The organism is Cytobacillus sp. IB215316, from assembly GCF_033963865.1.
GTDB classification, from domain to species: domain Bacteria; phylum Bacillota; class Bacilli; order Bacillales; family SM2101; genus Nanhaiella; species Nanhaiella sioensis.
The window spans coordinates 57747-73987 of sequence record NZ_JAXBMC010000002.1; the positions used below are offsets into that span (position 1 = coordinate 57747).

The window sequence follows — 16241 nt, forward strand, 5'->3', positions numbered from 1 at the left end:
TTGATTTTGCACTAAAAAATTATCGTGACATCATTTCTCATTTTTCATAAAGTCAATTGCATCAACTTTCTGTCACTGTCTCAAACTAGTCTCAATAGTAGCAAAGTCTACTATTGGCGTGTTCAAAAAGAGGAAAAAAGACGTAAAAGAATATGGATGGATAACTCCGAGTACCACAATTTTTTTAATGTGCTAGAAAGTGACAAACAAGACTAACACAGTTATTCAAGATTAAATTTCCTCAGATTTATTTAATATCTTTACTGTGTCTAATTTTTCAAAACTTCAAAGTCACCTTTAAGCTTCAATTCCTCATTTTCATTTTGTACCAATATTTTTCCGCACATTATGGTTTTTCCATCTTCGTTTTTTTCTTCTACAATTTTTCCGGAAATTGACAGCTTCTCTCCTGGGAAAGTCATTTTGGAAAATCTTACTTTAAATTTTCGTAAATCTTTTCTTGGAAACCATTGTGTAAGTGCATCACCAGCCAGTCCCATAACGAGCATACCGTGGGCTATAACATCTGGTAAACCTACACTTTTTGCAATTGGTACAACTGTGTGAATCGGATTAAAGTCACCTGATGCTCCAGCATATTTCACGATTTGCGTGTGAGAAATATTGTCTTTCTCTATCACTTGAAGATCATTCATAAATTGAATCCTCTCCTCTATAATCATTTTAGTTTTTATGTCATATTAGATACTAGACCAACGGTGAGCTTACATTAATCCACTCAAGTCGATCAGAGTAAAGAATGGGATATTAATGCCGCTCTATAATAACCGATTTTCCAATTAATACTGTTTCTTTATCAGTGTTCGAATAAGTTGTTTCTATCGTAATAAAATTCATATTTCTCTTTGTATTAGCATGAACAACTTGACTTACTGCTGTTACTACATCCCCAACAAAAATCATGCCGACATATTCATATGATTGTTCACCGTGTAACACTTTCAAAGCGTCTAAATCAAGTGCGTTTACTAATGAATCAAAGTCAGCACCACCCCACATATCAATAACTGTTGAAAATGTTGGAGGAACTGGTATTTTAACATAGCCCTGCTTTCTTGCTTCTTCAGTTGAATAATAAATCGGATTATTATCCCCAATTGCTAAAACAAATTCTTTCACTTTTCCTTGTTCGACAGAAAATGTGTATGGTTCAAACTTCATTCCAACTTTTGTAGATATGTCTTTTAGCAAAACTCATCACTCCTTTATCATTTACTAGTAAACTAGTAATATTGGTAACTATAAGATCGTGACATTTTATTAAACTGGAATGTACAAAGATATACTTTTACGAAGCTTTATACATCGTTACTACAACAGCACCACCTAATCCAAGATTATGCTGTAAAGCAATATTAGCACCTTCAACTTGTCTTTTGTCTGCTTGACCCCTTAGTTGCCATACGAGCTCCGTACATTGCGCAAGACCTGTTGCACCAAGTGGATGCCCCTTTGACATTAGTCCTCCAGAAGGATTAATAACATATTTCCCACCATATGTGTTATCCTCATCGTTAATGAACTTTTCTGCTTCACCTTCTTGACAAAGCCCCAGACCTTCGTAAGTAAGTATTTCATTAGGTGTAAAACAATCATGCAATTCAACTACATGGACTTCCTCTGGTCCAATTCCAGCTTGTTCATATAATTGTTTTGCCGCACGCTTTGTCATGTCTGCTCCAACTAGATTGATTGGGTCTTGAAAGGTTGAAATTGTATCTGTTGCCATCGTTTGTGACACGATTTCAACAGCATTACCAATTCCTTTTTTCCTCGCAAAATTCTCAGTACAAACAATGACAGCGGCTGCACCACAAGATGGTGGACAAGCACATAATCTTGTTAAATGCTCTGGATAAACGACTGGGGAGTTTAATACTTCATCAACTGTTAGTTTGGTATCAAAAATGGAATAAGGATTATTGACAGCATGACTTCTTGTCTTTACAGCGACCTTAGCAAAAATATTTGGGTTAGCACCGTATCTACGTAAGTATTCGTTTCCAGCCTCACCAAAAATGCGCAAAGTTAACGGGAACCCTTTAGTTAGTGGAGTTAATTCATCTAATTTATCTTGAAACAGATTAAGGGGTGATGTACGGTCATTCCATACAGATTGCAATGCACCAGGTTTCATTTCTTCAAAACCGAATGCAAGAACACACTCAGCTGACCCTGACTCAACAGCTTGACGTGCTAAAAAAAGCGCTGTTGATCCACTTGAACAATTGTTATTTACATTTACGACTGGAATACCAGTCATTCCTACTTTATAGATTGCAGCTTGACCAGAAGTGCTTTCGCCATAAACATAACTTGCAAAAGCTTGTTGTACTTCGTCAATGCCTATTCCAGCATCCATTAATGCCCCACTAATCGCTTTTGCAGCCATATCCTCATACGGATCATTTTTACCTGGTTTAGCGAACTTCACCATATCAGCTCCAATTATTCTTGCTTTGCTCATAATACCATAACCTCCCATTAATTCCTGTTAATGTTTATTTCACCCGATAATTCCATCTTTCTTATAAGAGCTTATTTGACCTTTCTTCAATCCTAATTCTTCCAAGACTTCATCAGTATGATAACCTAACTGGCTACCTACATGACTGTATGATGGTTGAAATGAAGAAAACTTAATAGGACAAGCAAGTTGCTTTTGACTTCCTCCTTCATCCTTCGGTACGTCAGCTATCATATTACGCGCTTTTATTTGTGGATGATGAACGGCTTCAGAAAAATGAAGAACAGGCTCTATACAAGCATCGAATTTATTAAATATTGGTATCCACTCTTCGTAGGTTTTCAATCGAAATATATACTTTAATTTGTCTTTAAACAATTCCATATCCTCTTTACTCATGCTTAAACTAAGAGATAACAATTCCTCAGCTCCGACAGCTTCGCAAAGTTGCTTTCTAAAGTTCGGTTCAAGGCTTCCAACAGAAAAGTAACGTCCATCTTTAGTCTCGTAGTAATCGTAGAAAGTTCCACCATTTAGCATTAATACTTCTGCTTCTGGCTCTACTTCACTTGCTAGGTACCCAGCACCAGAAATCCCATTCAAAGCAAATGCTGCATCTGTCATGCTTACATCAATTGACTGCCCTTGACCTGTTAATTGTCGGTGATATGCTGCAGCTAATATGGCAATAACAGTATGATGGGATCCTCCTGCTACGTCTGCTATTTGAATCCCATAAGGGGTTGGAACGGACCCCTTTCTAGCTGAATAGCTAGTAACTCCTGATATGGACAAATAGTTATTATCGTGTCCTGCTCTATTACGATACGGGCCTGTTTGCCCGTACCCTGTTAATGAGCAATATATTAACTCGGGGTTAATTTGTTTTAGCTCATTATAACCAAGGCCCAATCTATCCATGACACCTGGTCGAAATTGTTCTAACACTATGTCGTATTTATGAATTAACTTTTTTACTATATCTATTGATTCTTCTCTCTTTAAGTCTAGAGCAATAGCACGCTTTGAACGATTCAAGTATTGATGTGCTACTGAATCTTCGCCATCGATAGGTGGTGTCATGCGTAACAAATCTGGCCTTGATGGAGATTCAACTCTTAAAATATTTGCACCTAAATCTGCTAAAAACATCGTCGCATATGGTCCTGGTAGCAGCCCAGAAAAATCAAGAATATTTAGCGAAGATAAAAGAGACATATGAATTCACCGCTCTTTCACATTATTTCACTTTATTAAATTGTTCCCGAAGTTTATATTTCATTATTTTCCCTGAAGCATTTCGAGGGAGTTGATCGACAAATAGTACCTTTCTCGGTACTTTATACCCAGCTAGATGTTGCCGAAGAAAATTTATTAGTTCTTCTTCATCAGCTTTTTGTTGGTGTAAAACGACGACAGCGGTTACAATTTCTCCCCAAGTCGTATCAGGAATACCAATAATTGCGGCTTCCATAACAGCAGGATGTTGGTATAAACAATTTTCTACTTCAATTGAATAGACATTTTCACCGCCTGATATAATCATATCTTTCTTACGGTCTACTAGTTTAATAAAACCATGTTCATCCTTCACTGCTAAATCCCCGGTAAATAACCAGCCTTCACGTAATGCATCTTGAGTTTCCTTTTCCTTTCGGTAATATTCTTTCATAATCGTTTCACCGCGAAGAATAAATTCACCTACTTCACCAGGTACTACGTCCTTACCTTGTTCGTTGACAACCCTTGCTTCAGTTAACAATGTTGGATCCTTCCCTGACGCACCCAAATTCTCTTTATGATCTTCCGGTGTTAGAAAAATTCCAGCCGGTCCTCCTTCAGACAATCCACATAAATTATAAAATTGATCAGTTTGAAATAATTCCATACTTTTTTTCACGAGTTCTGGTGCCATTGGTGCTGCACCGTATGAGCACTTTTTAATAGAACTCAAATTGTATTCCTTTGCATTTGGTACGTGCAATAAAAAGTTATACATCGTTGGTACTCCAAAATATTGCGTAATTTCATATTTTTCAATTGCTCTCAGTACTTCGACAGGATTAAATTCTTTATGAATGACATGTGATGCACCCACACTAATACCAGGAATGAGAAATAAACCTAATTGAGCACTATGAAAAAGAGGTGCAACATGTAATAGTTTTTCAAATGAAGCTAAACCAGTTGTCCCGATTGATGCAATGACGAGGTTTAATACTCGTTTATGATCAAATAAAGCACCTTTTGGGTAGCCTGTCGTTCCAGACGTATATAAAATATGCAAATCATCCTCTTCTATAACTTCTACCTCTGGTTCCGAAATGTTTTCAGATACTACCTCCTTGATTGAAAGATGTTCAGGTCTGTTTGGACGAGTTACTGCTATTACTTGCCTTATTGAATGAACGTCTTGTTTTGCTTCATAAATAATGTCATCAAACTCTTGATCATATATCACAACAACACTATCTGATTGGTGCAAAATATAATTTAATTCACGTGCCATGAGACGAAAATTAAGCGGAACGACTACAGCACCTATTTTCGCAGCAGCAAAATAGCTAATTACGAAATAATCTGAATTCTTAAGTAATAGAGCGACTTTTTCACCCTTTTTTACTCCTAGTTTTAGAAGACCGTGCGCAAGTTGATTTACAACTTGGTTTAACTGTTTGTACGTATACTCTCTGTCCTCAAATATCACAGCCCATTTTTCTGGATGCCTTCTTGCATTGATCGCGAGACAACTTCCAATATTCAAATTGATCCCCCCTATATTATTTTACGTGACCAATATCGTGTACAATATCTCTGAGAACAACTATTAAACGAACTTTAAGTCTTTTAGTATTACAATCTTTCAATGTGAGTGGTCAGACACAGCGCTAAAAATTCATTCCTTTCCACATATAACATACAATTACAGAAATTGTTCATTAATTACGGCTCTACTCGTAACCTATGTTGATATTGAGACTAATTTAGAACGGCTATTAATAATTTTATGGTAATTGACCTCATTATAAATGAGAAAAGGTAGTATCTAGTTCTTCGTACAATATGCAACCACCAATGCGAAAACAGCATTACATAACATGTGGGTTCCTCTGATTACTTTTTTTAAAAATAGCACAGCTTATTAAGTTTTTTAACTCCCTCCTTCTGCACTCTCATGAAACAAATACTCTTTCGTAATTTAAGAAGCAAGTTCTGTGCCAAATAGTTAATAATTATATAGTTATTTAGTAACTTTATACGTATACACATGAATACTCATTTGCAAATTCAAACAACATTGATTATTACAGCTAGGTATTACAATGCTTATGTATATTATTAATACAATTGTTTAGATTGACTGTCTTAAATTAAGACAAACATAACCAATATTAAGGAAACACTTTTTACATAAGCTGATATTTTTCAAGTTTTTTATATAGTAGAGAGCGACTTATACCTAGCATTTTTGCAGCTTTTGTTTTATTACCTTCTACTTTTTCCATCATTTCTTTAATAACTCTCATTTCTGCTTCATCCAATAATGCTTGTTTGTTCATGGAATTTTCCATTTTTGTAGAATGTATCTTTACTTTATTTAGTAAATAATCAGGTAAATCATGAGCTTCAATTTTCCCATGCTCTGCAAAAACCATACCTCTTTCTATTACATTGCGAAGTTCACGTATATTTCCAGGCCAATCGTATGACAACATAACCTTTTTGGCATCATCATCGATCCCCGTTATACTCGTGCCATTTATTTGATTGAGATCATCTATAAAAGCATCACTTAAAATTAATATATCTCCCTGCCGCTTCCTTAAGGGAGGTACTTCAAATGAAATGACATTAAGTCGATAATATAAATCTTCTCTAAATTCTCCACTTTCTACCATATTTTCTAAGGGCCGGTTTGTCGCTGCAATAATTCTAACGTTTACTTGAACCCTCTCATTTCCTCCAACTCTATAAAACTCTTTCTCTTGTAATACCCTTAATAGTTTTGCTTGAAGCTGCAAAGACATATCACCGACTTCATCCAAAAACAGCGTACCCTCATTTGCATGATCGAATTTTCCGTATTTCCCCTTTTGTTTAGCGCCAGTAAAAGCCCCAGCTTCATAACCAAAAAACTCAGATTCCAGCAAATGCTCCGGTATCGCAGCACAATTCACTGTAACAAAAGGACCATTACTAGTCATACTGACACTATGAATAGCATGAGCAAAAAGTTCCTTTCCTGTCCCACTTTCTCCTCGAACTAAAATAGTAGATTTCCCCTTAGCAGCTTTCCTAACACTTCTAATTAACTTTTCCATATTAGCACTTCTTGTAATGATGTGATCAAATGAATACCTAGATGTTTCAGTTACATGATTACTTATGCTAACTGTTTTATTTTCCTGGTCGATTTTCCTGAATTGTTCTTGGACTTCCTTTAGTTGACGAAAGCTGATTTTACCAATTGCCCCAATAATCATGTTGTCTTGATAAACAGGAATACGATGAAGCATGTATTTAATACCTTTGATCTTCATAACCTTACTTACAGTAGCAACACCTGTCTTCATAACCTCTTGCAAATTGAAATGAGGAAGAATTTGATCAACATGTTGATTTTTTATATGATGTGAGTCCAACTCAAATAAATCACATAACATCGAATTGAAAAAAACAATTTTTGCTTCCTCATTTATCATCAATATTCCATCATAGGCATTATCAATCGCTGTTTCTACTAATCTTTTAAGTTTTTTTACAGTCTCTAATTCTTGAGCTATTTGTTCAATTTCAGTTACATTTTGAAATAAAGCGATGTATCCCTTTTTTCCATTAACTAAGTTGTATGTCGAAACTCTCACAATCGTGTGGTGATGATTGAATGTCATTCTTTTCGGTAGCTTTTTTTCCAAGTCATTTAAATAATGTTTTGGGAGGTAATTTGTGACGTCTTCATGAAGTACATCTTGTTCATTAAGATCAAAAATGGTACAGAGCTGTTCATTTACATATGAAATATATCCGTTCTCATCAGTCATGCATGCACCTAATTGAGATGTTTCTAATATCTTTTCTAATTGATTCGTTAAATATTGTGACGATTGTAAAAAAGTCACTACTAAATCTGTTTTTGTTACGAGACCAACTACTTTACTACTCTCATCTATTACGACTGCGGTACCTACTTTGCTTTCTAAAGTAAGTGGATATAATTTTTCATAAGGTGTATTAGTCGGCAGCACATATACTTCTTTGCGAATAAAATCTCCTATTGTGGTAGAAAGGTTAATATGATTTAATAATTGTTTATATAGAATGCTCCTCGTAAAAACACCAACTAATTTCTGATTATTATCACATACAGGAATCGTATTCCATTTGAGCCTTCTCATTATATCAATTGCTTCAGAAATTGAACTATGCTCATAAAGAAACTCTTCTACTTTTGTCATAATATCTGTTACTCTTAACATTCATTCACCTTCTAACTCTATTAATACCAAAACCTATTGTTACGTTTTTCGATAAGTATTGGCAATTTTCCTCTAATCACATTCATCAATTGTATACATCTAGTCACCAGTTATTACAATATATTAAAAAGTTTTATAAATATATTTATCACTTTATTTAATATTTAAAGAATTTTAGCGAAAAAAGATGATTTTTGCTAGTTTTTCAGCTATTAGCAATGTTATTCATAGTTTATAGAAAATTCATAATTATATAATATATTAATTATAAAACTAAAGGAGGTTTTTATATTGAAAAAAAACATGAAATCATTATTACTGACAATGATTGTTGTACTTTTAGTTATCCCCATTATAAAAACTAGCAATATTGCAAGTGCAGCAAACGACAATTCAAATTGGATGGAGCAAGTTAGTATGGCAAACCCTGAGTTTGGGGAAAGAACATTACGTGAGGTTATTTTACCAGGAACGCATGATTCTGGGACAGCCACTATGGATGATCCGAATGATCCAAGAGATCCGGGTCCAGATTTTTGGGATCTTAAGAACTTGTTACAAAACGGAGCTGCACAAGCAGGAAAGTCTATCGTTGCTGACTGGTCACAAACACAAGGGCTTACTATTGAGCAACAATTAAATGAAGGGATTCGTTATTTTGATTTACGTGTTGCACCTAATGTATGGCAACCGGTATTTGATGACTATCAAATACAAGAAACTAACTTACGCACTCTTCATGGCTTATACGGTGAATCTGTAGATGAAATACTTGCTGCGTCTAAAAGATTCATTGAAAATAATGAAAAGGAAATCATAATCTTAGACTTCCAGCACTTTTACGAAATGACTCAAAAAAGCTACGATTACTTAAATAACCTACTCATAAATACGTTCGGAGAATTATTAATTCCTTCATCATATGGGGTCCATGTACCTTTAGAACAACTTTGGAACGAAAATAAACGTGTCATTGTCTTATATGGTACTGATCATCAACGATATACGAATACATTAGATATAAGGGCTCTCTATGATGATGAATTTAACAATTGGTTGTGGGATCGAAAATCTAGTATGCAATCGGATTGGGCAAATACAACCGATGTAGAGATCCTTAAAGAAAAGCTTAATGAAAGTATAGAGTCGGCAAGCCAAAACAAGCTTTTTGTACTTCAAGGTGTGTTAACAGCCGATGAAGATGTTATTGTTGATGCAGTTCTAGGTGGTTTTGATCCATTTTCTGCAACAGGAGTTAATTCGTTACATGATTTAGTCAGGCTTGCCAACAATGAAATTCCTAGCTTAGTACAAAATGAATGGTCTAGTAAACCATTAAACATCATCATGTTGGATTGGTTTCACGAAACAGACATCGTAGATATAATTAAAAGCATGAATGAAGGAAGCACGTTTGATGGGCCTAATAAAGAAGATTTAACGCTGATTGGGACTATTTCATCTGAAGGTGGACCACAATCTGGTCAAAAACACCGTTCTAGTAACAATTTCAACACAACTAATATACCAGCTGGTACAAAACAATTATATTGGGAGATAGTTGGCAATGCTAACGCACAGTCGATTAGCTTCAGTGTGAAAGAAGATGTTGCCATTTGGACTGACCCTATCGTTTTTAACTCATTAAAAAATGGTTCCTACACTGAAGTAGTAAAAAATGATTCTTTATATATTGCTGACCCATTAAGTACATCAGGTCAATCATTTACCGTTAATATATATGCTGTTAAATAAATCAATTCCCAAATTTTTCAAGAGAAAAATTGATTCATGGCTTAAAATATGCATTTCACCTAAGACAACTACACAAGCTGATCAATTTTGCTCGCATAAGATATACTAATCCACTTGTAAATCCGGCCTCCCTACTTAAACAAACACCTCACCTGTGATAGTAGGGAGGTTACATACGTATACAGAAGTAAAAATTGAATGTTTAAGATAAAAGTTATTGTTATAAAATTTTAAGGATAAACTGTTTATGTATACCCATCGTTACCTTAAAAATAAATTCTAACATCTCAGTCACTTTCATATAGTAATCTTTAAATAGGAAATTCGAACATGAACATTTCGTACTACTTTCCACTAAGGCTTTATTCGTTAGCTTTGTTGTTCAAACAAAAACACCATAGGTATATTGCTGAATTCTGCTGATTCTTTAATGAGAGGAAACATCCTAGGGAACTTTTATTCATACGATTAATAAGGTTCTTTTCGTAAACTTTGTTACTTTTTTCACTTACATTTGAGTATCTGATGGTTATAAAATGACTCATATGGACTTTAGCGAAGAAGAAATACCCCGAACGTTAGTTATACTCAGGGGTTTTGCTCTTATTACGAAAAGTAACAATCAATGCTAAAACGACTTTTGAATTAAAATAGAGAGGTTTTTGGACCTCCCTATTTGAAATGACAAGTTTTTTATTTACACAATTGCACACACACCGACTAGTACGATAATGAGTAGAATAAATAATACAACGATCAACGCAAACCCTGATCCAAATGCTCCTCCTACACCAGGGCCATAACCGTACCCAGGGTAGCCAGCACCTGCTACACCACCATAACCACACATAATATCACCTCCCCATTCTTATCTATATATTTCTATGAAAGATTAGTGTATTTTGTTTGTACGAATGGACATGATGAAAACGTACAATTTTTTGGGTGCATTATAAAAATATGGAATAACAAGAAAAATTTGATCTATACTTATGCTGTTACACAAATAAATATTTTTCGAAAACGTAATCATTACTATTTGCAAATCGTAACGATTACGATATAATACATAAGTAGTTTGAAAGAAAGGAAGAACTTATATATGTCATTACTTAATCGTGTATACGCAATAGCAATAATGATTATGCTTGTATTAGTTGGCTGTAGTAACCAGAATAATACAGTAGCAACAAGCCCAACAAATGAGGAAACCTTACAGATTTATACGACTCTTTATCCATTGGAGGATTTCACAAAAAAAATAGGAAAAGAACATGTTGAAGTAGTATCCGTCATTCCTGCTGGAGCTGACGCACATACATTTGAACCTACCCCAAAAAAAATGATCGAAATTGCCAATGCAAATCTGTTTATTTATAGCAGTAATCAACTAGAAAATTATGTAGATAAAATGAAGGATGCGTTAGAAAAAGAGAATGTTCAATTTGTGGCCACCGCTGACAAATTGATGAGTGAGGAACAAAATCATTCCGAAGAAGAGAAGCCGGAAGAAAATGAGCATGAAGATAACGATCATGACCAACATGACGATGATCTTAATCCACATGTTTGGCTAGACCCGACATTAGCGATTGAACTGGCTGCGGAAATAACAGATGCCTTAGCTGCCTTAAAACCTGAGGCAAAGGATGATTTCGAAAACAACTTTCTATTATTAAAAGAAGAGTTAACAAATCTCGACAATCAGTTCCAGACAACAATAGAACAAGCAGAACGTAGAGAAATACTTGTATCTCATGCTGCATATAGTTATTGGGAATCTAGGTATGGCATCAAACAAATAGCTGTTGCTGGAATTTCTTCAACTAATGAGCCGTCACAAAAACAATTAGCTGAAATTATTGAAACTGCTAACGAACATCAAATAAAATATATTTTATTAGAACAAAATGTAAAACCAAAAGTGACAGATGTTATTAAAAACGAGCTTAATGCAACTCCATTACAAATTCATAACTTGTCTGTCTTAACTGATGACGACATTTCAAATGGTGAAGATTATTTTAGCCTGATGGAGAAAAACCTTGAAACTCTTAAAATAGCCTTGAACTAAATTAACAATAATAACAGTTTATCCCGTATCATAGTATTGTGGTACGGGTTAGTTGTGATATAATCATAGTTTATATTAAAGGTGTTTGAACAACCAACTAAATAATGATTTTTCTCATTACTTTGTCATTTTCGTCCTATGCATAACAAAAAATCACAACCGCTTATGGTTCTCGAAGTAAAAATCAATTTGTTCATAAATGTATGTTAGGTTTTCCACTTTATCTATTTACATCCGTATAAATGTTCATCCCACTATTTGAGGAGATTACAAATGAAAGAAACTAACACAAAATCTGAAAAGCTAAAACAGTTTACCTCCATTTTAATTCCAATTCTAATTACTCAGCTAGGCATGTTTTCGATGAATTTTTTCGACACAATTATGTCTGGTCATGCCGGAAAAAATGACTTGGCTGGTGTTGCAATAGGTTCAAGCCTATGGGTACCAATATTTACAGGATTAGCAGGAATTCTTATGGCACTAACACCCATAGTTTCACAATATGTAGGTGCTGATGAGACAAGAAAAGTCTCTTTTTCTGTCATTCAAGCAGTATATTTATCATTAGTCATCGCCTTAGTAGTATTCATTATCGGATTATTCTTTTTAGAACCGATTATTAATGCTATGGATCTAGATAACCATGTAAGTAATATTGCTTTTGACTATTTAAAAGCATTGTCGTTCGGTTTACTTCCTTTATTTTTTTACAACGTTTTACGTTTCTTTATTGATGGTCTTGGGCAAACTCGAACAACAATGATCATTACGCTTATTTCACTCCCTATCAATGTTCTATTAAACTATTTACTGATTTTCGGGAAATTTGGTTTTCCAAAATTAGGCGGAGTAGGAGCTGGCTATGCCTCGGCTATTACGTATTGGTGTTTATTAATTATTACAATTTTTATTATTAAAAAAGTACAACCCTTTGCTAAATTTCAACTCTTTTCTAAGTTTGAAAGATTGTCATTCACAGCTTGGAAAGAGCAAATAAAAATCGGTGTACCCATTGGATTTGCAATCTTTTTTGAGACGAGTATATTTGCTGCCGTCACTTTGCTAATGAGTCAATTTAATACAGACACCATTGCAGCTCATCAAGCTGCACTAAATTTTTCATCATTTTTATACATGCTACCGTTAAGTATTTCAATGGCATTAACTATCTCGGTAGGATTTGAAGTAGGCGCAAATCGATATAAAGACGCTGTACAATATAGCTACTTAGGAATTAGCATTGCAGTAATATTAGCTATTGGGTGTGCTGTAGGTTTATTTATATTTAGAGATACTGTTGCAGGCCTCTATTCAACTGATCCAACGGTCTTATCATTAACTAAGCAGTTTTTATTTTTTGCTATTTTTTTTCAATTATCAGATGCAATCGGGAGCCCTATTCAAGGAGCACTCAGAGGCTATAAAGATGTAAATGTAACCTTTATGTTGGCATTTGTGTCTTATTGGATTATTGGTCTTCCACTAGGATATATACTTGCTAACTATACATCATTTGGTGCATTTGGTTATTGGATTGGCTTAATATCAGGATTAACGGTTGGAGCAATTTGTTTATTTACGCGCTTAATATTTATTCAACGAAATAAGTTTGTCGCTGATAAAATGGAATTATTACAAGGAAAAAATTAATTATTTATCTGTCCCCCTTCTCTAAGCATTAAGATGGGGGATTGTTTTTATTAAATTTTAATGAATATACAGCCCCATAATATACACTCCGCTTTTATTTTCTGGATTTTGGTCAATTTGATTTGTATAACATTTTATAGTGAAATTCCGCAAAGATGATATCCTTGATGTAAAATGCCTTATTAACAGGTTCATTTTTTGTTATAGAAGCAATAAATTTAATTGTTTAACTTTGTTCAGTATTTGTTATAAAACAGTATTACACCCTAATAGTTATGAAGAAAATAATAATTGCAATTGTTTTTAACCAATAGATAATTTTAATTTTTTGTAAGAATAAAAGGGACCAAGTATCTTACAAACAATCGTAGCCTTTTTCCTTCAATAAACAGCGATTTCAATCTTTTCTTTTTTATGCCGTTTAGAAACTATTTCAACAAAATATACGAAAAACTATAAAGAACTTACATAAACGATTTTACTTTTTGCCTTTCTTCTCTCGTTCTAGTCCCTAGTACTTGTTAACTATGTCGTACTACTCATTTATTGATAATTCTATTATCTTACCTTTTTATAAAGTTAATAATGAGATAGAATACCTTTTGAGGATAATTATACTAATAGATTTTTCAGATCTAATTTCTGTATAGCTATTAAACCACCTTAAAAATAACGAATGGAAATGGAGATGAGAAGATGACAGGTTTTCAAAAGATAGCTCAAATATTACTAGCAATTACTCTGTTAACAGTTGGATTCAATACTAACCAAGTGCATGCTAGTATCATGTTTTCTGATGTTCCCTCTAATCATTGGGCTAAGGAAGAAATAGAAGGTTTAGCTTCACAGGGAGTTATTAATGGTTATCCAGATGGCTCATTTCATCCGAACGAATATATTACTAGAGCTCATGCTGCAGTAATTATAGGGAGGTCACTAAATATTGATCTAGATAATCGGCCAAATCCACATTTTGTAGATGTTAGCACATCAAATTCGGCCTACCCATACATAGCTGCTCTAGTAGATGAAGAAGTTTTTGGTAGAAATGATGCATTTAATCCTAACAATCCCTTGACTCGTGCTCAAATGGCAAAAATATTAGTAGAGGCTTTTAAGATTGAAGGCGAATCTAATAAAGTGTTCGATGATCTTCCCTATCATCATTGGGCAACAACTTATGTTACCAAGCTAGTGGCTTCTAATATTACGACTGGCATATCTCCCACTGAATTTTCACCTAATGGGTACGTAACGCGAGCGCAAATGGCAGTGTTTGTAATTCGAACACTAGATTCTCAGGAGAAAAATACCAACAAAGTTGAAAACTCTTTTATTTATGATGTACTAGATTTAGTAAACATAGAACGAGCAAAAGAAAACATACACCCACTTGAACTTTCTACTGAAGTAACCGAAGTAGCTCAAATAAAAGCTGAAGATATGCGTGATCAGAACTATTTTTCACATACATCTCCGACATACGGAAGTCCATTCGATATGCTGAAGCAATTCGGTGTACAGTGGACTAGTGCAGGAGAAAATATCGCAGCTGGGCAATCAACACCAGAAGCAGTTGTAACAGGATGGATGAATAGTGACGGTCACCGTAAAAACATTCTTTCATCTAACTATACAGAAATTGGTATTGGATTTGCTGAAGGTGGTTCACATGGTTACTATTGGGTACAGATGTTTATTGACAAGTAGGAATCTTTTCAAACACTTTTAACTATTTTTACTTAATAAATGCAGTTGGACCGAGGATCTATCTACAAGGCAAGGCATATCACACGGTTTTCTGGACTAATATGTGGTATGCCTTGTATATGTATCGCTTTAATATAGTACATTCATACCTATCCAAATATTATATAGTTGTTTTATTTTCTAAGTAAACACCTTCGCATTGCAGTGAAAGTTAAATTAAGTCGTTAATAGCGCCATTTCCGTGAATACCCATTCATCTGTGTTTTGCGGCAATACCCAGTAAATTCACACTATAAAAAAGGACTAATAATAGTCCTTAATCACCTCAATGATCAACATATTTATTTGATCATTTAAATCACCTATATCTATACACGATAATAGTCTCCACGCCAATGCTTTACTGCTTTTTTAATATCTTTAGGTTGTAGATTTTCTTTAATAGCACGTTCACATAAAGCTGGGAACTCATCATCACTCGCAAAACGCAAAGCAATGATTTGTTGGATCGTTAACCTTGAGTTTAGCATAGTATTCGTAAGCGTATAATGACGTAAATTCTCTTCTGAACGTATGATACGGTCTTGCATCTTCGTAGAATATAGTCTTACTAAAGAAAATGTTATAAATAAGCCTAATGTAATCGCTAACCACAATAAAGCTGTTAAAATCCCTTCACCACTATAAATCGCCATAATTAAATTGACAACTGTTGCAATAAAGACTACTGTAACAAGTGGCGCTCCTATGTAATGATAAATTGGATGCATACGAACATGGTTATTAAAATTTTGACTTTTCATAGCAAATTCCCCACCCCTTTTATTATTTGAGAAAATATCTACTACAACGTTAAATATACTTAATTTTACCAATATTCGGATAATTTAGTCAAGTGCACTTAACAGTTTAGCTAATTACTACTCCTATTTAAAGGATTTCTTCGTAAACTTTATTGCTATTATTGAGTATGATATAGATAAGCTGACACGACGAAAAATTTATTCGTCCAATATCTAAGAATGGAAAGTATTAATCAATGCGAAAACAGCTAAACAGCATTAAACTCTTATCATTATTAAAT

12 protein-coding genes are annotated in these 16241 nt (G+C 34.2%); 4 read left to right on the forward strand and 8 right to left on the reverse strand.

Annotation, left to right across the window (positions count from 1 at the left end; genetic code table 11):
- Positions 1-269 precede the first annotated feature (269 nt).
- From SLH48_RS04630 to SLH48_RS04655, 6 genes are all read right to left on the reverse strand, one after another.
- A complete protein-coding gene (locus SLH48_RS04630) occupies positions 270-656 on the reverse strand; it encodes a MaoC/PaaZ C-terminal domain-containing protein (RefSeq protein ID WP_320257195.1) in 387 nt (128 codons plus the stop codon).
- A gap of 112 nt (positions 657-768) precedes the next feature.
- A complete protein-coding gene (locus tag SLH48_RS04635; protein WP_320257196.1) occupies positions 769-1212 on the reverse strand; it encodes a MaoC family dehydratase N-terminal domain-containing protein in 444 nt (147 codons plus the stop codon).
- 97 nt (positions 1213-1309) lie between these two features.
- Positions 1310-2488, reverse strand: coding sequence for a lipid-transfer protein (locus tag SLH48_RS04640; RefSeq protein WP_320257197.1), 1179 nt, complete (start codon positions 2486-2488; stop codon positions 1310-1312).
- Between the two features lie 39 nt (positions 2489-2527).
- Positions 2528-3706, reverse strand: a complete 1179-nt coding sequence (locus tag SLH48_RS04645; protein WP_320257198.1) for a CaiB/BaiF CoA-transferase family protein — start codon at positions 3704-3706, stop codon at positions 2528-2530.
- A 22-nt stretch (positions 3707-3728) separates the two neighbouring features.
- Positions 3729-5252: a long-chain fatty acid--CoA ligase gene (locus SLH48_RS04650; protein ID WP_320257199.1), complete on the reverse strand. Its 1524-nt coding sequence runs from the start codon at positions 5250-5252 to the stop codon at positions 3729-3731.
- A 643-nt stretch (positions 5253-5895) separates the two neighbouring features.
- Positions 5896-7965, reverse strand: coding sequence for a sigma 54-interacting transcriptional regulator (locus SLH48_RS04655; protein ID WP_320257200.1), 2070 nt, complete (start codon positions 7963-7965; stop codon positions 5896-5898).
- Between the two features lie 291 nt (positions 7966-8256).
- Between SLH48_RS04655 and SLH48_RS04660 the strand changes: the two genes are divergently transcribed.
- Complete coding sequence (locus tag SLH48_RS04660; RefSeq protein WP_320257201.1) at positions 8257-9720, forward strand: phosphatidylinositol-specific phospholipase C domain-containing protein; 1464 nt, start codon at positions 8257-8259, stop codon at positions 9718-9720.
- Between the two features lie 697 nt (positions 9721-10417).
- On the opposite strand, the gene SLH48_RS04665 is transcribed toward SLH48_RS04660, so the two are convergent.
- On the reverse strand, positions 10418-10570 hold the full coding sequence (locus tag SLH48_RS04665; protein ID WP_214481847.1) for a YjcZ family sporulation protein: 153 nt from the start codon (positions 10568-10570) through the stop codon (positions 10418-10420).
- 252 nt (positions 10571-10822) lie between these two features.
- Here SLH48_RS04665 and SLH48_RS04670 point away from each other — a divergent pair, with 252 nt between their 5' ends.
- From SLH48_RS04670 to SLH48_RS04680, 3 genes are all read left to right on the forward strand, one after another.
- Positions 10823-11794, forward strand: a complete 972-nt coding sequence (locus SLH48_RS04670) for a metal ABC transporter solute-binding protein, Zn/Mn family (protein WP_320257202.1) — start codon at positions 10823-10825, stop codon at positions 11792-11794.
- A 273-nt stretch (positions 11795-12067) separates the two neighbouring features.
- Positions 12068-13447 carry an MATE family efflux transporter gene (locus tag SLH48_RS04675; RefSeq protein ID WP_320257203.1) on the forward strand — a complete coding sequence of 460 codons (1380 nt, stop codon included), beginning with the start codon at positions 12068-12070 and terminating at the stop codon, positions 13445-13447.
- A 696-nt stretch (positions 13448-14143) separates the two neighbouring features.
- Positions 14144-15157, forward strand: coding sequence for an S-layer homology domain-containing protein (locus SLH48_RS04680; RefSeq protein ID WP_320257204.1), 1014 nt, complete (start codon positions 14144-14146; stop codon positions 15155-15157).
- Positions 15158-15525: 368 nt separating this feature from the next.
- On the opposite strand, the gene SLH48_RS04685 is transcribed toward SLH48_RS04680, so the two are convergent.
- Complete coding sequence (locus SLH48_RS04685; protein WP_320257205.1) at positions 15526-15960, reverse strand: DUF6526 family protein; 435 nt, start codon at positions 15958-15960, stop codon at positions 15526-15528.
- Between the last annotated feature and the right edge of the window lie 281 nt (positions 15961-16241).